Raw genomic sequence first — 20349 nt, forward strand, 5'->3', positions numbered from 1 at the left:
TTTTTCTGCTTTGTACTTTACTTTATAGCGTTTCCCATTCAGATGGGGTACAACGTTATATCGCAAGGTGTAGGGGCACGGCATTGCTCATTAGTGTCAACTTAAGCTGAAATTCCTTTAAAACCTCGTTTCCAGCCTCCGGCTGGAAATGCTGCTCCTGGTGGCTCTGCCGCCAGCAAGCGAGGCGGAGCCTCTAGGATGGCATTCCCAGTCGGAGACTGGGAACGAGACAATATCTAAAAGCTTTTACTAGGCTAGCTTTCACGTTAAGTTGCCACCAATGGGCATTGCCCATTGGTGTTAACTTAACGCGAAACCGCTTGTCCGCCGGGAATTAAAATTCCCGTCTCATAGCTAAAGTCATCTGAAGATGACTAAATATCGCCAAAAATCTCCAGTCTACTTCAGTAGACTTTAGCCTACTAGCCCGGAAATTTATTTTCGGGCGGGCATGGAAGCCAACAGATAAACTATTTCCAGCTTAAGTTGACACCTATGGGCAATATCGTGCCCCTACGGGTGTACCTCACGTAAACGAGAACCGCTATAGTCATCAGAAACTTTACGTAAATTTTTTGATGTAACTATAAGTAAATTCAGTAAAATTCGTAAGGTTTAACAGATATAAATTAAATAAAATTACCTTTATATATGATCAATATCTGTTAAACTTCAACTTCCCATTTATCCACCTTTTTCCACGGAAGCTTCACCGTAAATCGGCTACCTTTGCCTAACTGACTTTCGGCGTGAACAGTTCCACCGTGCAACTCGACAATTTTTTGCACCATCACTAAACCTAAACCACTGCCCGTAGAACGACGAGTAGAGGCATTTTCAACCTGCATAAAAGGTTGAAATAATTTAAAAAGATCATCAGAAAGCATCCCAATACCCGTATCTACGACGCTGAAAAAGATATATTCATTGGTAGCAGTTGGTTGCACTTCTATCCAAACTTCGCCTCCTTCTTTAGTAAACTTAATGGCGTTAGTCAACAAGTTGATAAATACTTGGCGAATCCGACGTTCATCAACTTGGATAGGTTCGAGTTCTTCAGGTACTTGTGCCCTCAACTGAATGTTTTTCTGGAATGCTAGATGTTTGACAAAATTTAAGCTGTAATCACATAATCCTTGAATTGAAGTAGCAGCTAGTTGCAGTTCTATTTTGCTGGATTCGGTATCGGTAAAGTCAAGGATTTGGCTAATTAATTCTAGTAAATTCTTACCGCTAGATTCGAGTATAGTTAAAGACTGCTGCTGTTCTTCGTTTACAAGGCCATACACTCCATCTTTGAGGGCTTCTGTGATTTCCAAAATAGAGTTTAAGGGATTTCTCAAATCGTGATTGATGTTTACTAAAAAGGTGCTTTTAGCACGATTTGCCATTTCCGCAGCTTCTTCAGCCTCACGTAAAGCGGATTCTGCCTGTTTGCGATTGCATACTTCTAAAGTTAGGGCAACAAATTCTGCAATTGAGCTAACAAAATTTTCCTCGCTTACTTCCCATGTCCGGGGAGTGTCAATTTGCTCATACAATACTGTTCCCACGATTTTACCCCCAACCCAAATAGAGGTATCAATTAGGGATACAATATTATTTGGTTCTAGTAATTTATCCCATAATTCCTGTACCCGTAAATCAGTGCGAGTGTCAGTAATGGCAATGGTACTCAAAGCCACCACGGCTTTATAGTAAATTAAATAATCTGCAAGGTTGCGTTCTAAACCTGCTGAATGTTTTTGATTGCTACGTTCATAGAGACTTATACATTGTAGTTTGGTACGCTCATCATTAAATAACCATACACTTACTCGCTCTACTTCTAAGGCATTGGCTGCTTTTTCGGTGATGACTTTGAATGCTGTTTCTAGATTTCCTTCAAAAAGCGCTTTGTGATTTGCCAGTTCTGCTAATACCCGATGATGTTGGCGCAGTTTTTGTTCACTATTAATACGTTCTTGAATCTCTTGCTGTAAGTCTTGAGTTCGCTGCTTAACTTGCAGTTCTAACTCTGCATTTTTAATAGTCAGTGTAGTAAAATTTTTGCGTAACTGTTGCGCCATCTCATTAAAAGATTCACCCAGAATTTCTACTTCTTTAATGCCCTGTACTATCACCACTGAGTCTTTGTCATTGGTAAAATCGGTTAAATTTTTTGTCGCTGTGCTGAAATCCAAAATTGGCTGAGTTATCCAACGGGCGGTAACAATCCCCAGTATAGTAGCTAATCCTAATGCTCCTAAACAGAGAAAAATTGTAGTTTGAGGATTGCGATTAATTTGTCCCATAAAATCTGCTTCTGGGACATTTACTACAATCAACCAGTTGAGATTTGATTCGCCCTGTAATGGTTTAACTTCTAAAAATTGTCGTTTGCCGTCCAAAGAAAAATTTAGTTGCTGTAAACTTTGAATTTGGTCAAAGTTATTAAATTTAGTTGTTAAATATTTAGCGGCTGCTTGAGTCGAAGAATTCACACTTTGGGAAGCTGCCAACCGAATTGGCTTACCATTTTGTAAGCGGAATGGTTCTTCGGTTGTGGAACTTGCAACTAATAGCCCTGAACGCTCGATAATAAAAATTTGCCCAGACTTGCCAACTTTGATATTTTGCAGCAAATCTCCAATTTCTGATAAACGAATCAGAGTGCTGTTGACTCCGAATAACTGACCTTGGGAGTTATAGATGGGTTGAGATGCACTAATGAAGAGTCTTGGTTCATTGCTGGGTATAAAAATCTGACTAAAGCTGAATTTTTTGGCAGTAACAGCTGTTTGATAATCAGGACGCGATCGCGCATCATAGTTTTTAATCACCTCTGGTAGCTGGGTACGTTGACCTTGAGAGTCAATTTTGTAAGTGTAAAGGTCGTACTCAGTTGACTTTCCGGCTTTTTTAAGTAAAAATTGGCGATCGTTGAGCTTTTCTACCGTTAGGTGTTCTTGTTGTTCATTACTTACCGTTAAGGCCAAGGCATCAGGAAAAGTCTTTAACTGCTCTATTAAGTATGACTCCCAGGTTGGAAGATTTTCTATCTTTAGCAAGCCGATATTAATCAGATTTTGATTACCGCGTAGTACCTGACGCGGAGTTGACAAATAAGTTTGTAAATTCTGCTCAACTCGATTGACAACTTCATGACGCAATTCACTAGCCACCTCATTGACTGCTTTTTGCCCATTGTGAATTGATAAATACGCAGTCAATCCCACAGCTAGGAGGATTTGCAGCAGAAACAGCACTACCAGAATGAAGCTTAGAGGTATACCTTTAAATAGGGAAAAAACAGTATTTTTGGTCATCTGCCCACTCCCCTTGCTCCCTCTTTCTGTCTTGTAGTACTGAGTACAACACCGCGAGTTTGCTGTCCTGTGGGCTTATGCATAGTTTGTACTCGGTCGGGTCAAGTGCCAATATAGCACTTCTGACAAAAGAACAAAACGTTAATTAACTAGACATCTGGTGAAAATGAATGTAGAGACGTAGCAGTGCTACGTCTCTACAAGGGTTCTGGATAACGCATATTTAATTTCTGGAGATGTCTACTGTATTAGTGTCAAATTCATTTTGTGGTTCGTTTTCTTATCCCTTAAATTTGAAAACCTCGTTTCCAGCCTCCGGCTGGAAATGCAACTCAAAAGCGGCAGAGCCGCCAGCAAGAGAGGTGGCAGCCCCAAAGACAAGCATTCCCAGTCGGAGACTGGGAACGAAACAATATCAAAAAGCTTGTACTAGGCTAGTTTTCACGTTAAGTAGACACAAATGAGCATTGCTGTGCCCTTACGACTGGCGCGACGCTGAGAGAATCAAAGTATTTTAAAACACGCTCCATACAGAAAATTTATGTTAATACCACTTAGCAGATGGGAACTCTAGTTAATAAGCTTAATTACAGTATCCTACCCAAAACTACCAATCATGTCCCATTTTGCTCATTCCACTTTGGGCCAATCTTCTTACCCTCGCTTAACTAGAAGCTTAAGTGCTGTTGAAAGTTGGGGTTTTGGTTTGACGGCTCATATTTCTTGGACAGCATTGGTTCCAGCAATTCATGCTGCTCTCGGTTTCCAAGCTATTTTTGTTTGGATACCTGCGGTGATTTTCGGAATGCTACTTAACTATCAAGTCAAAAGCTTGGGTATACATTTTATTAATGTGGCTGGAGGAACACCCAACTATACTACCAAGCTACTGCAACGCTACCCTGGAGTAGCTCGCTATGCAGCAATTGGATACCTTCTCAACTGGGTTTCTTACCTATCAGTTAATACAATCGTACTTAGAGATTTAATTAAGGTGAATTTGGAGGCGCTGGGTATTACCTGTCCAGATATATTTTTGGATCTGAGCTTTACACTGTTGCCTTTTATTGTGGCGTTTAGTGGGACTCGCGCCCTGAGTATTTTACATTTGTTTTTTGTAATTCCAGCCTTTGGACTGCTAATAACCTTCTGTGTGCAAGGTCTGGCTTGGTTAGCGTTTTCTCCCGTTAGTCCTGGGTTTTTTCCTAATAATTGGTCATCTTTAAGCTTTGGAGATTGGGCAAAGTGGTTCTTTTTTGTCACTTATGCAACCTACAGTTGTGAAACGGCTTCTTCTTTTGTCGCTGATAGCCGCCAACCCACTCAGACGCTACGCTTTCTAGACGTTGCCGCTTGGATGATGCCACCCATCTTTTTGGGTGGGTCTTGGGTAGTCATGCGGTTAGCAACAAATCCTAATCTTAAAGATAATGCTTTTCTGAATCTTGTAGCGGCTTCCCAGCCCTTTTGGGGAAAATTTGCTGGTTTAAGTGTTTCTTTTTTGTTAGTCGCTGCTTGTCTTTTAGGTTCGGCAACGGTAGTTTCTAATTGTCCGCGAATTCTGTATCAATTGTCTTTAGATAACCATCTTTCACCAGTATTTTCCGTTGTCTCACGTCGGGGTGTGTTTGTCCCAGCTTTGACATTGACACTGCTATTGTGCTTAGTCTATTTGATTTGGGGAGATGTGGCGCGAATTGTCGCTGTTGGTAACGTCGGTTGGTTTGTCTCCTTTATGTTACTGCATCTAGGGCTTTGGCTTGGGCGCGATCGCCCAGAAGTTTTGTTCCCCCGCATATCTTTAGGCATTTTTTTCTTAGAAGTTGTAGTGCTGTTGGTGGGCGGATTTGCCTGGGGTTGGCTGAACTTCCTGATTGGGTTATTGTTTCCCATTGGTGTCTTAGGAATTGATGCAGTAATTCGCCGTGTGAATTTTGCTCCCTTCCATACCAGTTGGTGGCTGCGGCGATATCGCACGCGTTCTGTGGTAATCATCAAAGATTCAGTAATTCTTCAGGTGAGCATCCTGATTTTTTTACTGTGTGGTGCAGTGGCAGTTGGCTGGTTATTTGGCGTCAAACTTAATAACGTGGCAACTGCGGGGGGTGAGAATATATTTGTGGTGTTGCTGATGAGCGTGGCATTTGTCGGCGTAGCGATCGCTTGTTGGACAACTTTACCGCAAGTGGTAGCGATCGCAGAAGCTCGAGAATCTGCCGAACATCTGTTTACTGTTGCCCAAGATGGTATTTTAGTCGTAGACGATCGAGGCATTATCCGGCAAGCTAACCCAGCCACCAAATCATTTTTTGGTGTCAACCCATCTGAGTTACTAGGAAATCACCTCAACAAATGGCTGCCCGCATTAGTCTACTATCCAGACCAGTGGACAAAGCGTAGCGAACAACCCCTACTCGGTCATGGGAAAAACAGAACTCTGGAAGTTTCCATCTCAGACCGACCTCATCAGGATTTTCAGGAATACGTTGTCATTCTCCACGACATTACCCAGCGCAAACAAGCAGAGCAGATATTGCAATACTCAGAAGCACAATTGCGCCAAGAGGCCAAGCAGTTAGCATCTCAATTGGTGCATAGTGAAAAAATGTCCAGTTTAGGGCAGTTAGTCGCAGGTGTAGCGCACGAAATCAACAACCCAGTCAATTTTATCTCTGCCAATATCGGCTATGCGAATCAATATATCCAAGATTTATTGAGACTGCTGCAACTATACCAGCAAAGCTATCCTCATCCAGCCACAGAAATTCAAAAAGAAACAGAAGCCATTGATTTAAATTTTCTGATTGCAGACTTGCCTAACTTGCTAACTTCCATGACCGTTGGTGCCGAACGAATTACCGAAATTGTCTTATCTCTGCGAAACTTTTCCCGCTTAGACGAAGCAGAGATGAAAGCAGTGAATATCCATGATGGTATAGATAATACCTTAATGATTCTGGAACATCGCCTCAAACCTAAATCTAACCATCTAACCATTGAGGTGATTAAAGAGTACGGCGACCTGCCATTAGTAGAATGTTATGCTGGACAACTGAATCAAGTATTTATGAATCTTCTTGCCAATGCGATCGATGCTTTGCAAGAGTCGGTAGAGAATATTGAGTGGGGAGTGGGAGAAAAAGCGCTTCCGACTCTCCAGATATGCATTCAGACTAAACTCACTAGCGAAAATCAGGTAGTTATTTGCATTGCTGATAATGGTACAGGTATTCCAGAAAATGTACAAAAACACTTGTTTGAACCATTTTTTACTACTAAACCAATTGGTAAAGGTACTGGGTTAGGTTTATCTATTAGTTACCAAATTATCACCCAAAAACATCAGGGAAAATTACAATGTATTTCTGCTCCTGGTGAAGGGACAGAATTTGTAATTGTAATTCCGTTGAATCAGCAAAGTAATTGAACTGGGGACTGGGGACTGGGGACTGGGGACTGGGGACTGGGGATTGGGGATTAGACATCTCCAGAAATTAAATATGCGTTACCCAGAACCCCTGTAGAGACGTAGCAGTGCTACGTCTCTACATTCATTTTCGGAGATGTCTATTGCATTAAAAACTTAGCTTTAGAAAAATCCTCGTGTCGGCAATGGTGTACCGTTGATCTCGTAGTCTCCGATCGCACGAGCTTTGAAGTGACCCGGATTATGAGATGCCAGGGTGCGTGCATTGCGCCAATGACGATCAAAGTTGGAGCTTTTCTTGGTTGTAGAAGCACCGCCAACCTCAAATAACAAAGTGGCTGACTTTAACGCTAACTCATCAACAATTAATTTTGCCTTGGCTGCACTCAAAGAAGCTGCCAGCGCCACAGCTGTCTCAGAGTCTTCACCCTGTGCTTGAGCAGCAGGAAGGCGATCGAGAACGTCGGCGGCGGCTAGAACGATCGCTTCGGCGGCAAAAGCGTTACTGGCAATCTGACCAACGGTCTGCTGCAAAATTGGATCATCTGCGGCTTGCTCGGTTGTAGCATGGTAAAAGGTTCTGGGTCGTTTGTGAATCAGTGCCGTCGCATCGCGGAGAACGCTGCGAATAATGCCAGCATTAATTGCAGTCAGAAATAATTGGGGAACGATATTGTATGGCAAGTTGTCCTTGTCTGTATCTGTCTCCAGAATAACTTCATCTGCCTCTACGCGGACATTTGTGAATGTAGTCGTTCCTGTACCAGTCAGTCTTTGTCCAAAGCCATCCCAGTCGTCCACAAGGTCAATCCCTTCGCGTTTCGTTGGCAAAAGCGCCGTCGCTACGGTGTCGTTGGGTGTTAATAGACGCACAAAGATCAAGTCTGCATAAAGGCTACCAGTGCTGTAATACTTCGTCCCGTTCAGACGATAACCACCATCATCAGGTATCAATTTTGTATTCGCAACTTGGCCGCCACCAGCTCGCTTAACCTCCAGTTCGGTAGAAGCGAGGCCGATGATTGCACCATCGACGACAGCTTTCAGCCAGCGACGATTCCGGGGAGTGCGTTCTGAGCGCAAAATCCGCTCTGTCACAGAGAAATGATTCCGTACAATGTGAGCAACGTTTGGGTCAGCATCTCCCAGCCGAATAGCAACCTCGAACAGTTCGCGCGCGCTGCTACCACCCCCACCCTCAGCAACAGGGATTCGCAATGCACCCAATCCCGAACGCCGGATCAGTTCGACTACATCATAAGGAAGGATGCGATCGCGATCGCGCTCACTTGCTCCCAAAGCAATAAAATCGAAAAGGGTTTGGAGTTCTGGAGAGTTCGCGGTGACAGGAGCCGAAAACTGAAATGTGGAGTCTAGAACTTTTTCTTCAATCTTGATCATTGTTTTTCTCTCTGAAATATACGGCGTTGAAAATCGATACCAGAACGCAAGCACAATGCTAATCTTGCAGCTAGCGTTGATAAAATCTTTAACTTGAAAGCGACAAATAATTGATTCAGTTTCCAGAAGATAAAAGTTACAAAATAGTTATTCAAAATATCCGCGATCGCTGCTTGAGACTAAGTGCAAAGACTCTCAAGAGACTACAAAACCCTATAATTAAATAGGCCTTTATTCTGTTCAAAAATACAAAAGTATGCTTTACTTACATACTATTTTCGTTGATTAAACAGCCATTGAAGAAACTCCCAAAGCTAAGATAGGTTACAAAATACTGCAAGCCTATCGGTTTACGGGAGTTAATGAGATGATAGGAAATATCCTACAAGGCTAGATAAGGCAAGTCAAGCTTTTCTTGAAGAATCCCAGATTTTGTTGAGGCACTTATACCGTTTCTTTGTGAAACTGCGCCAAATCTCTTAATTTCTTGGCGTACTTCTCTAACGAGACGCTACGCGATGGCGGCAGCCTGCGGCAAGCTGCTTTGCGTCTACGTTCTTGATTTCTTGCAGATAAGCGTACCCTAGACAGGGTTCATTCATGGAATTCTTTAGTAGCTTCACAAAATTTAAAGATCCGATAAAACCTCGTTTCCAGCCGGAGGCTAGAAATGCTGCTCCTAGCCGCAGAGCCGCCAGCAAGAGAGGCGGAGCCTCAAAGACGAGCATTCCCAGTCTCCGACTGGGAACGAGATAATATCTAAAAGCTTGTAATAAGTAAGTCGGTGCTAATATTTCCAGCTATGTTAAGGAATTTTTGGGGATTTTTAGTCATCTTCAGATGACTTTAGCTATGAGGCGGGAATTTCAATTCCCGACGGACGGGCGGTTTCACGTTAAGTTGACACCAATGAGCAATGCTGTGCCCCTACCACATGGTCTATTTACCTGAAAATAGCTGTAAGTTGATACGAGTGGGCAAGCCATGCGCCTACGGGTGTACCTCACGTAAACGAGAACCGCTATAAACATACCATTTCAAACGGCGCAAGAAGCTCGGAATACAATTCTTTTGACTTTTGACTTTTGACTTCCGCCTTGGGGTGCTAGGTACACCTGTCATAGCTTTCTACTTTTACAAAGCGTTATTATCTGAATAACGGAAGCAATTGCCGCATTTCAATTTATTGCAAAAATTAACTTGTTATTTACGATTTTGATAACTTATAATAGTTCTGTTTTTGCTTACAATACACCTTGCAATTAGTGGATTTTAGACATAAAATTGGCTGTTCAGGTTCGCGCAAAAACTTATTTTGTTTACCACCGTAGTAATGCTTAAAATAATGCAGTCATTGCTAACAAGTACTTCAACAGATTTATTAACAAAACTTTGTCTCTATAATTAGAAGAGTTTTGGACTAGTGTAAAAATAAGTAAGTTGAGGATGAAATCATGAAATTTGGAATTGATAGCGGGCACAATTGTCCACCAGACACAGGAGCTAATGGAATTAGATTTGAGGATAATTTAACTCTAGATGTAGGTAATAGAGTTATAGCCAAGTTAAGAGCTTTAGGAAACGAAGTCGTAGTATGTAGACCAAGTAGTGCCCGTACAGTAACGGAATCGCTTTCAAAAAGATGTTCTACAGCGAATTCAAGCAAAGTAGATATTTACGTCGCGATTCATTTTAACTGTTTTAATGGACAAGCTAACGGCACAGAAGTATATGCAACTAGCGATACAGGTAACAAAATCGCTAAACCTGTATTAGATGAAATCGTCAAATTAGGATTTTTTAATCGCGGCATTAAGAGTGGTTCCCACTTGTATGTTCTGAAACATACAGATATGCCTGCGATTCTTGTAGAAGGTTGCTTCATTGATTCGCAAAAAGATATGAATCTTTTTGATCCTGAAGCAATGGCTAATGCAATCGTCAAAGGCTTAACTGGGAAAGTATCAAGTGTTCCTGTTAAGCCCGTACAAGATCAAGAAAATGATGTAGATGAGACTATCCTCAGATTGCAAAAAGCCTTAAATCAACTCAAAATAACTGATAAAAATGGTAAGGCGTTAGTAGAGGATGGCTTCACCGGGGCTAGCACCAAATCTGCTGTAGAAAAATTTCAGACTATTATCGCAGTTCAGCCGACTGGAATTGCTGACACAACTACATGGAATGCCATAAATATAATTTTGGCAAAACGAATTATCAGACCAAACCATGCTGGTGGTGCAGTTGTCAGATACTTGCAATACCGTTTAGGTGTTGATAATGATGGTGTCTATGGCCCACAAACAGAGGTTATAGTGAAGAACTTTCAAAGGCAAAATGGTTTAGATGCCGATGGCATTATTGGGCCTGCTAGCTGGCAGAAATTAATTGGTTAGATTAGTTATTTGTGCGATCGCCTGAAGCTGTTGACCTAAAATAATTTAAAGAGATAACCAGGGCGTAGGAAGTCACTTATGCTGCTGACAGGAATATGTTCAACTTAACCAAGTTGGCGTTTGATAAGTATCAATCGCATTTGGTCATAAGTAATTTCCTATCGCTCTGGTGTTTTTTTGGCGGTGAAGTTTCGCCAAAAGTAAAGGGCTTTCCAAGCCTATAACAATTGTTACTGTTTTGTTGTATGAATGGACACAATTTTTGCTAGCTTTCCAAGAAAATCGTCAGGAATTCTATTTTGAATTATTTACAACCAAAAAGATCCCCGACTTCTTGAAGAAGTCGGGGATCTGAGCCTCTCAACGTTCAGATGCCAAATAAAATTGGGATAAATGCTTATATCTTATTCTGAAGAATATTATCCCATCAGGACGTTATTGAAATTCTTGTTTTTCTGAGACTAGCAATCTTACAACTAACGAGATAAAAATTAAACTTAGGGTAAAACTAAAAATAGAATACAAGTTTATTTACGGACTAACAAACAGGTTATAAATAATTTATTGCCTGTATTATTTTTATCATTTATTTGCCAAAATGTTCTCTAAATAACCAATATAAATTTTTCAAAAAATAGGGCTAATTATAAAAAGTTGAGTTAATCTTGGAAACTAGCAATTGTTAAGAACATACGTTGTTACTGGGTGGCAACATTGGAGATTCGCTAGATGTCTCTATGTAATCAAACCAGCAAGTAAAATGATTACCAGAGAATATGCAAGAAGGAAGCTTTATTTGGAGTCATCTGGAAAAACAGCATCGCACGGTTGGCAAATGGATTGATTGGGTATGGCTAATAGTGTTGCTGTTGGCAGCAGTGTTACTGTTTAGCATCAATTTAGGAGGATTGCCGTTGCGAGATTGGGATGAAGGTACTGTGGCTCAGGTTGCTCATGAAATTTGGCACGCACCAGCAGGTTCAATGCGTTGGCTTTATCCAACGCTAGGAGGCGAACCATATCATAACAAGCCGCCTTTGATGCATTTGTTAATTGCTTGGGCTTATTCTCTAGGAGGTGAAAATGAGTGGACAACGCGTCTACCTGGAGCAATTTTAACAGCGACATCTGTACCTTTACTGTATTGCATTGCTCGAGAGATATTTCGTCAGCGTTGGGCAGCGATTTATAGCGCTTTGATTTACCTAACAATGCTACCCGTGGTGCGTCATGGGCGGTTAGCAATGTCAGATGGAGCAATGGTAAGTTTTTTGATGGTGATGATGTTGTGCGTGTTGCGATCGCGCCGGGATTTACGTTATTGTCTTGGTGTTGGTGTTAGTTTCGGGTTGATTTGCCTGACTCAAGGATTGCTAGGCATATTACTAGGTGCGATCGCACTTGTATTTCTGTTTTGGGATACGCCACGACTGCTTACCTGTTACTATCTTTGGATCGCAATCTTAATTGGCATTCTACCTGTAGCTGGTTGGTATGGTGCCCAACTAATTCATTATGGTTACACTTTCGCCCAAGTTGGACTTGTAAACCCATCACTAGGTCGAGTTGGCTCATTTGCCGAAGCAAATCCTGAACCACCTTGGTACTATGTTATTGAGCTTCTTAAGTATACATGGCCGTGGTTATTATTCTTACCACAAACTATCCGCTTAACCTGGGAAAATCGCAACCTGAGTTGGGCAAAACTAGTAATGGCGTGGAGTGGTATTTATCTGCTGGTAATTTCCTTCATGATTACCAAAGTTCCCTGGTATCTATTCCCGATTTACCCTAGTTTAGCCTTAGCTTTTGGTATCCAGTTATCAGATACAGAAAACTCGCCTTTACTCTCATCCTATCCCCGTGCTTGGGTTGCTGGTTTGGCAATACTTGCTGTAGTCGCTTCTGCTGGTAGTATTTATTTCAGCTCGGGTACGACACCCACAACAGACTTACAACTGATTTTTGCCGCAGTAGCCGTGACTATGACTTTAGCAGCCATTTTGGCAGAACGAGGCGACGGGCAATTTCTGAAAATTTTGTTCTGGGGAAGTTATGTTTCACTACTGCTGTTAATGAAATCTAACTACTGGGTTTGGGAATTATCTGAAGCTTATCCAGTGAAACCAGTCGCCGCTATGATTGTGCGAGCAAATCCAGCTACGAAGAAGATTTACACATCTTTTCCCTACCATCGTTCCTCGTTGGATTATTATAGCGATCGCACCATCATTCCCGCTTCTGTTGGTGAACTGGAATATTATTGGCACTACAACGGACAACCCTACTTTCTACTTCATACATCTGCTTTCAACAATCTTGAACTAGAGTCGATGAAGCTAATTGACCAAGCTGAAGGTTGGAAGTTAGTCACAAAAGATACTAATCGGCTATGAAGAAGGGGAAAGAGAACCAGTGAAAGCAAGTCTAGAACTAGCTTTTAGATTGCCTCGTTCCCAGTCTCCGACTGGGAATGCTTGTCTTTGAGGCTCCGCCTCTCTTACTGGCGGCAGAGCCGCTTTTGAGTTGCATTTCCAGCCGGAGGCTGGAAACAAGGTTTTAAAGGAGTGCATTAGACATAGGTTGGGTGGAGCGGAGCGCAACCCAACAGATATCAGGATGTTGGGTTACGCAAAGCCTACACCCAACCTACAATTTTTTTACTACTTCTTGTGAGTTAGCAATTTCGCCCACCTCACAAGATTGGATAATTTATTTGTTGGAAATCCTTTAAGTAGACATAATATAAAACCGTGTCCTATTTGGGGTGAACAAGACACGGTTTTATCGGAGTATTTAGTTATAATATTACAAAAATCAAAGTAGAATTTGATTTATACCAAATTAATCCATTTACTGAGATTTGTTTCCTGGTTCATTAACTTTCTCTGTTGTGGGAAGTATTTGGCGATCGTAACTTATACTTTCTTGGGTAAGAGCGATCGCACCAAAGAAAATCGCACTTCCTACAGCCAGTGCCACCATCGGACGCTTGAGTAGGACAAAATCTCGGAGAATCCTTGCTAAAGGTCGGCTTTGCCGACGTAGCGCCGAAGAAATCATCATTTGTCTCCAAGTAAACGGATCGCGGACATAATGACCACTTTGGCAAACTACTAGCCGTTCCTGGCAATAGGGACAGCAAAACAAGCCCATGCGGGTTTTAATTGGTTTGGGCGTAGCATTTCTTTGGCAAATTGGGCAAGTAACATAATGATTATCAAAAGTGTGTATATTCATTTACCTCGTCCGCCTAGTCCATTTACTCGCTCTATAACAATAGCTATACTGACTTGGGATCAATGTATGGTCGGAAATCAGGCATAAACCATACATACATTCTATTACTACCAAAGATGACTCAATGGTCGCAACACGAGTATAGCTAGATTTAAGCAAGGATGACTCCTAGTTAATGTTTACGGGTGAGTCCACCCAACCGACAGAAACTTTCTTGTCTCTAGAAAGAATAGTGTTGGCGTTGCCCAAACTGAGCATCGCTTACCCTCAGATATTAATTGTCTCCCATTTAACCATTCTCACCACAAAAATTTTGCACAATGACATTTTTAGCTAAAGCTTTGTAAATCGAGCAAATCAAGTCTACTTGTCCGGTTGCTAAATAATGGCTCACAATGAGAAGTAACAGATAAAAATTTAAATTTTTTCTTACATTTACCCCGCCTCTCAATGACTCTCTTGCCTGCCACTCAACTGAGGAAGGTAACGGAACAACCTGCCTTTCCTACACCTTCCACTCCTTTAGCTCGCCTAATTAATCGTTTTCAACCATCTCCAGAAACCGTCGTGCTATTTTTAGCCATGCTGATTGGCGGTGGCACTGGTATGGGTGTAGTTACCTTTCACTATTTAATTCAGCTGATTCACCAGCTAATGCTGGAAAATTTAATGGGTCAAATTGGCGTCTGGGGTTCTTGGACTTTAGCCTGTGTTCCCATCCTTGGCGGATTAATTGTTGGCTTGATGCGTTGGCGCACTCAAGACTTTGGCCCTGGACTTTCATCTCTAATTGCCGCCTCTGAGGGAACGGAGATTAGGCGACCATTACGACCAGTTACAAAAATGCTGGCTGCATCTGTTTCTTTGGGGAGTGGTGCTTCTTTGGGGCCAGAGGGGCCGAGTGTCGAAATTGGGGCCAATTTTGGGATGTTGTTCTCTGTGATTCTCAAAGTATCTCAAGAACGACAGCGTTTGCTATTAGGTGCTGGTGCGGCGGCTGGACTGGCAGCAGGATTTAATGCTCCCATCGCTGGAGTATTTTTTGCCTTAGAGGTGGTGATGGGAGCGACATCTTTTGCTACTTCTGCTGTCAGTGTGGTGCTACTAGCGGCGGTGGTAGCAGCATTGATTGCCCAAATCGGTTTGGGGACACAACCTGCTTTTGATTTACCTGTTTACCAAGTTCGTAGCCCCTTAGAATTACCCCTTTACCTTGGCTTGGGTTTAGGGGCTAGCCTAGTTGCTCTGGCTTATACTCAATCCATTCGGGGAGCAAAAGCCTGCTTTGCTGGGAAGGTTCCAGGCTTTGCTTTTTTGGGACGAATTCCTGAGCCGATTCATCCAATTATTGGCGGTGTAATCATTGGCGCAGTTGCTTTGAAATTTCCGCAAATTCTGGGTGTCGGTTATGAAACTGTAGAAGCAATGCTTCAGGATGTAGAGTTTCCACTCTATCTGTTGGTAGTGCTGTTGGTGGTGAAGCTACTGATAACTGCAATTAGTACAGGTAGTGGTTTCGTCGGCGGTTTATTTGCACCAGCAATGTTTTTAGGTGCTTCTTTTGGATCGGCTTATGCCAAAATTTTGGCTGTAGCATTCCCGGCAATTTGCGATCAAATGGCGGCTCCCCCAGCTTACGCAATGGTGGGAATGGCAGCAGTGTTAGCCGCTAGTGTTAGAGCGCCGTTAACGGCTATTTTAATGCTATTTGAATTAACGCGAGACTATCGCATCGTTTTACCATTGATGGCAGCTGTGGGCTTGAGTGTTTGGCTAGTGGAAAGGATGAAACCAACTTTTAACTCTAACTCTAACTTACAGCAAATTGGTCTTTCAGAATTGAAAGATGAACAAGCAGAAATTGTGCAGCAAATTTTGGTAGAAGATGCTATGTACCCCTGCCCAAAAAAGTTATCTGCAACTCTTGGGGTGTTAGATGCAGCTGTGGAAATGACACGCGATCGCGTCCGCAGTGCTTTAGTAATTGATGAAGCAGAGCAATTAGTTGGTATACTCTCTCTAGAAGATATTAACCGTGCCCTCGATCTTTGGCAAACATACCCAAATTCGCTAACTGAAATTCCAGATAATTTATCCAGTCAAACCCTTATAGACATTTGTACTACTGAAATTCTCTATGCCTGGCAAGATGAATTATTATCTGAAGCTTTAGACCGAATGAGTCTTCGAGGTTTGCATCAATTACCAGTGATAGCACGAGACAAACCCGATCTCATTTTGGGTTTACTAGAAAAAGAGCAAATTGCATTAACCTGCAATTTAGCAGTAACGCGCAAGGCACTTCGCCACTATTTACCGAAAAATTGGGTTTAGAGCTACGTCATAAATGACGGCTTTCAATTAATTAGTGTACCAGTACACTATAGTAATAATAGTGGAAAGGTAATCAACCACTTAAAAAACCTAGCTGTCAAAAGACAAAGCACTGAACCTTGATAATTGAACGGCAGTTGCTCTACTTGGGGAAACCCCAAGACCGCACTGCCTCATCTATGCGGTTGTACTGCATTTTTCTAGTTTCCTCCTAGCAGTAGGTAAAAGATTCATAGGGGCTAGACGACTCAGAATTTTGGAACAAATTGTTTCAAGTAAAACAGGACTTGCAGAAATGCAACTACCGAGGGGCACTCGGAAAGTTAACGCTTGGGGAGAATCCCACCTCTGGTCTAGATGACGCAAGGACTCTAGGTTAAGTGGTTTCGTTGAACCAAGAATCCCCTTCGATTTATCGTGGGGAGTGTCAACAGTCTTACCTACCACAGATATAGCTATTAGTCATTAGTCATTAGTCATTAGTCATTGGTTTTAACAAAAGACAATTGACAATTGACTAATGACAATTTATTAAGCTGTGGCTTCTATGGCTTCATCATCTTCCCGATCTTCTGGATCTACCTGTCTTAGGCGAATGTGCTTTTTGCCTAAAGTGATCAAAAATTCATCTCCTGGTTTCAGATTCATCTGTTTTGTATAAGCTGAACCTATAAGTAAGTTACCATTCGATTGCACACTAATTCTATAGCTAGCACTACGTCCACCACGCCCATTAGCGCTGGGTGTACTGTCCAACTGAATGCCTTCAGCATCAATTAGGGCATTTAAGAACTTCATCATATTCACGCGCTCTATACCGTTTTTGGTAACGGTATAGTAGCCGCACTTCTTGGCTTTATCTTCCTTGCTCTCGTTTTCTAGCTCTTTGACTTTTTTGAGCAGTTCTTCACCGAGTAGGGGTTCAATTTTTTTCAGTTTAGGCATCAACTTAGGTCGAAAATGAATGTTTGAAGTGTTTGAATCGATTTTATTTTAGCTGAGGTTGAGCTAATAGGAACATAATCCTTTAGTTTTTTATCTCAACCTAGCCAAGTATATTACACTCAGATGCACAATTGTTATGCTATTACCAAATATTGCCAAGACAATCTATTTTAGAGAATGCTGCCAATAGTGATAACTATATATATAGTTTGTGAATTACTGCTAGACTATATAAGTTTTAAGTTTTCTAAACTAACGCTCAAAAGGTTGTCTAGTTGCTGAGGATGATAACTGAGTCACAGAATGATAAGCAAAACTGATCCTTAGTCATTGATCATTTATAAATTTTACTGAGCGTTGCCCTTGATGCAGCCTCTCATAGAGAAGTATTAGTCATTGGTCAATGATTACAAAGGATAAACAACAAAGCTTACCAAAATGAAACTAACTACCAGAGGACACTATAGTGTGAAGGCGTTGCTAGATTTAAGTTTACAGCCAAGATATGGCCCTGCATCTGTAAGAGCGATCGCCAAACGCCAAGATATCCCAGCTCCTTATCTTGAAAAACTACTAATAGAAATGCGTCGTGCGTCTTTAGTCAAATCAATTCGTGGTAGCATTGGCGGATACCAATTGGCAAGAGAGCCTGCACAAATATCTATAGGACAAATTTTAGAAGCAGTTGGTGAGACTAGCCATTTACCCCATCACACCCCAGCACCTACACAAGCTGAAGATTGGGTAACATTTAGTCTTTGGCAGAGACTCAACCAAAAGCTCAAGGAAGCTCTGTACAGTATTACTTTAGCAGACCTTTATTACGATGCTCGTAGTTGGCAAGCTTCCCTTGGAGAAGAGGCTAGTTTTGTGGTTTAGTCAAGAGTCAGTAGCCAAATGTTGACTACGAATTTTAGATTTTAGATTTTAGATTTTAGATTTTTTGGTTGATACCCTGCCCGCTAATCCGTTTCGCAACGCTTTCGCAGGCGGAACAAATCAAAAATCCTCAATTTCAACTCCGACGCTCAAGAGCCAAGTACCCAGACTTCGTAACGCTACGTTAACTTGGTCGGGGTCAATCCAAAATTCAAAATCCAAAAGCCAAAATTGGTTGATCCAAGACTTGTGACTTATGACTAATAATATCTATATATTAATAATTGCTGCATTTTTAGATTACTTGATTGGCGATCCTTGGGATTGGCCTCATCCCGTGCAAGTTATGGGGTGGGTAATTTCTCGCCTGAGCAAATTTTCTCTCCAATTGTGTCAAAATTCTCTAACACAACGCCTAGCTGGAATTGTACTAGGCATTATCTTGATAATTGGTAGCGGGCTTGTTGGCTTTTTGATAATTAAAATTGCCCGATTGGTTCATCCACTGTTGGGAATTGCAGTAAATAGCATTCTTTTGGCTAGTTGTTTTGCTGGCAAAAGTTTGCACGCAGCAGCGGAGGCTGTTTTACAACCTTTAACAACAGGAGATTTGGAGAAGGCTCGGAATATTTTAAGTAATTATGTTGGTCGAGATACACAAAACCTTTCACAAGCAGAAATTTCGCGAGCCGTTTTAGAAACGGTTGCAGAAAATGCCACTGATGGGGTCATGGCTCCACTTTTTTATGCAATTGTTGGTGTCTTTATACCAGTTGTCGGGCCAACTCCCTTGGCTTTGGCATACAAAGCTAGCAGTACCCTTGATTCAATGGTAGGCTACCGAGAAGCACCTTATACTTATTTGGGATGGTTCTGTGCGCGGTTAGAAGATTGTTTAACTTGGCTACCTTGTCGGTTAACAGTTGTGACTCTGGCACTGTTATCGGGTAAACCGATGTACCTTTGGCGAATTTGTCGTCGGGATGCAGTTAACGATCCTAGTCCCAATTCTGGCTGGAGTGAGTGCGCCTATGCTGCTTTTTTAGGTGTGCAGATGGGGGGTACAAATTGGTATCGTGGGGTAGCTAAGTACAAACCACTGCTAGGAGATGCTATTTATCCCATTACTACAACTTCTATTCAGAATGCTTTGCAGCTAACTCGATATTGTTTTTTGCTATGGTTGGGGATAGCGATCGCTATATTCTTAATGCTCTCAAATCGGTAATGATAAATATAGGGAATAGGGAATAGGGAATAGGGAATAGGGCATAGGGCATTAAGCAATTATATTGAGCATTGCTGTTGCCGCAGCCTCTCATAGAGAAGTATTAGTTATTCCTCAATCCCCAGTCCCCAGTCCCCAGTCCCCAATCCCCAGTCCCCAGTCCCCAATCCCCAGTCCCCAGTCCCCAGTCCCCAATCCCCATATCTTCAGTCTGTAGCTATGTCTGCCAAAGTAGTTGAAATTCTCTCATCTGAAGAAATCCGTCGTACCTTGACTCGCCTTGCTTCTCAAATTATCGAAAGGACACGTGATTTGTCTCAACTGGTGCTTATTGGTATTTATACCAGAGGTGTGTTATTAGCTGAATTGCTGGCACGTCAAATTGAGACACTGGAAGGTGTAGCCGTGTCAGTCGGCGCTTTGGATATTACATTTTATCGAGATGACCTTGACAAAATTGGATTGCGGACTCCAACGAAAAGCGAAATTCCCTTTGACCTTACAGGCAAAACAGTTGTACTTATAGATGATGTGATTTTCAAAGGACGGACAATTCGTGCTGCTTTGAACGCAGTTAACGATTACGGTAGACCAGAGGTGATTCGTTTAGCCGTATTAGTAGATAGGGGTCATCGAGAATTACCAATTCACCCAGATTTTATTGGCAAGAAGTTGCCTACTGCTAAAGAAGAAATTGTCAAAGTTTACTTACAAAATTTCGATGGACGAGATGCAGTGGAGTTGATTAGTCATTAGGCATTAGGGGTTGGGAGGCGGAACTATAGCGCTTCTGGTTTGGGTTTCGAGTTCTCGGCTCAAAAACTGAGACTGATTTTGATAATATTCGAGAATATAGATAGTTTCAAAATTTGATTAGTCGTTAGTCATTGGGCAAATCCCCAATCCCTTTGAATGGATTGCGGTTTTTGGCTAACCCACAGCTTAATGTCATGAAAAATCTATATTATGACGATGCTGTAATCTCAAACTCGCCAGTAATGTGATGAAAACATGACATTATGATCCCGGAAGGGCTGATAAATTCGTGAAACAGGCAAAAAACCTACTTCTTACCCCTTGATCCCTAGATATGCTTAGTGGTTAATATTGACTTAACAAACAGAACTCCTCACGATCCCAAAGAAATGCTAATTTTGGCATAATCAGGAATCGCAAGGATGTTACCTCAAT

Annotated in this window: 13 protein-coding genes; 7 read left to right on the forward strand and 6 right to left on the reverse strand. The window is 41.9% G+C overall.

Features of this window, described 5'->3' with window-relative positions; genetic code table 11:
• Positions 1-101: 101 nt before the first annotated feature.
• Together V7K76_RS13120 and V7K76_RS13125 are read right to left on the reverse strand one after the other, a co-directional pair.
• Complete coding sequence (locus V7K76_RS13120; protein WP_334776230.1) at positions 102-233, reverse strand: hypothetical protein; 132 nt, start codon at positions 231-233, stop codon at positions 102-104.
• Positions 234-665: 432 nt separating this feature from the next.
• On the reverse strand, positions 666-3308 hold the full coding sequence (locus tag V7K76_RS13125; protein WP_334776246.1) for a sensor histidine kinase: 2643 nt from the start codon (positions 3306-3308) through the stop codon (positions 666-668).
• A 616-nt stretch (positions 3309-3924) separates the two neighbouring features.
• On the opposite strand from V7K76_RS13125, the gene V7K76_RS13130 reads away from it, so the two are divergent.
• Positions 3925-6735: an ATP-binding protein gene (locus tag V7K76_RS13130; RefSeq protein WP_334776245.1), complete on the forward strand. Its 2811-nt coding sequence runs from the start codon at positions 3925-3927 to the stop codon at positions 6733-6735.
• Positions 6736-6897: 162 nt separating this feature from the next.
• Here the strand turns inward: V7K76_RS13130 and V7K76_RS13135 are convergent, their stop codons facing one another.
• Both V7K76_RS13135 and V7K76_RS13140 read right to left on the reverse strand, forming a co-directional pair.
• A complete protein-coding gene (locus tag V7K76_RS13135; RefSeq protein ID WP_334776244.1) occupies positions 6898-8136 on the reverse strand; it encodes an acyl-CoA dehydrogenase family protein in 1239 nt (412 codons plus the stop codon).
• Between the two features lie 500 nt (positions 8137-8636).
• Positions 8637-8864: a hypothetical protein gene (locus tag V7K76_RS13140; RefSeq protein ID WP_334776243.1), complete on the reverse strand. Its 228-nt coding sequence runs from the start codon at positions 8862-8864 to the stop codon at positions 8637-8639.
• 726 nt (positions 8865-9590) lie between these two features.
• On the opposite strand from V7K76_RS13140, the gene V7K76_RS13145 reads away from it, so the two are divergent.
• Together V7K76_RS13145 and V7K76_RS13150 are read left to right on the forward strand one after the other, a co-directional pair.
• On the forward strand, positions 9591-10532 hold the full coding sequence (locus V7K76_RS13145) for an N-acetylmuramoyl-L-alanine amidase (protein ID WP_334776242.1): 942 nt from the start codon (positions 9591-9593) through the stop codon (positions 10530-10532).
• 776 nt (positions 10533-11308) lie between these two features.
• Complete coding sequence (locus V7K76_RS13150; protein ID WP_334776241.1) at positions 11309-12928, forward strand: ArnT family glycosyltransferase; 1620 nt, start codon at positions 11309-11311, stop codon at positions 12926-12928.
• Between the two features lie 457 nt (positions 12929-13385).
• On the opposite strand, the gene V7K76_RS13155 is transcribed toward V7K76_RS13150, so the two are convergent.
• A complete protein-coding gene (locus V7K76_RS13155) occupies positions 13386-13772 on the reverse strand; it encodes a hypothetical protein (protein ID WP_334776240.1) in 387 nt (128 codons plus the stop codon).
• A gap of 450 nt (positions 13773-14222) precedes the next feature.
• Between V7K76_RS13155 and V7K76_RS13160 the strand changes: the two genes are divergently transcribed.
• Entirely contained in the window at positions 14223-16106 is a 1884-nt protein-coding gene (locus V7K76_RS13160; protein WP_334776239.1) for a chloride channel protein, read from the forward strand.
• A 531-nt stretch (positions 16107-16637) separates the two neighbouring features.
• Here the strand turns inward: V7K76_RS13160 and V7K76_RS13165 are convergent.
• On the reverse strand, positions 16638-17051 hold the full coding sequence (locus V7K76_RS13165; protein WP_179068863.1) for an AbrB family transcriptional regulator: 414 nt from the start codon (positions 17049-17051) through the stop codon (positions 16638-16640).
• Between the two features lie 438 nt (positions 17052-17489).
• Here V7K76_RS13165 and V7K76_RS13170 point away from each other — a divergent pair, with 438 nt between their 5' ends.
• The 3 genes from V7K76_RS13170 to pyrR all read left to right on the forward strand — a co-directional run bounded on the left by V7K76_RS13170 (position 17490) and on the right by pyrR (position 19914).
• Complete coding sequence (locus V7K76_RS13170) at positions 17490-17930, forward strand: Rrf2 family transcriptional regulator (protein WP_292853777.1); 441 nt, start codon at positions 17490-17492, stop codon at positions 17928-17930.
• A gap of 256 nt (positions 17931-18186) precedes the next feature.
• Complete coding sequence (cbiB, locus tag V7K76_RS13175; protein ID WP_334776238.1) at positions 18187-19158, forward strand: adenosylcobinamide-phosphate synthase CbiB; 972 nt, start codon at positions 18187-18189, stop codon at positions 19156-19158.
• 219 nt (positions 19159-19377) lie between these two features.
• Positions 19378-19914, forward strand: a complete 537-nt coding sequence (gene pyrR, locus V7K76_RS13180) for a bifunctional pyr operon transcriptional regulator/uracil phosphoribosyltransferase PyrR (protein WP_334776237.1) — start codon at positions 19378-19380, stop codon at positions 19912-19914.
• Positions 19915-20349 lie beyond the last annotated feature (435 nt).

The organism is Nostoc sp., assembly GCF_036917975.1.
Classification (GTDB): domain Bacteria; phylum Cyanobacteriota; class Cyanobacteriia; order Cyanobacteriales; family Nostocaceae; genus Nostoc.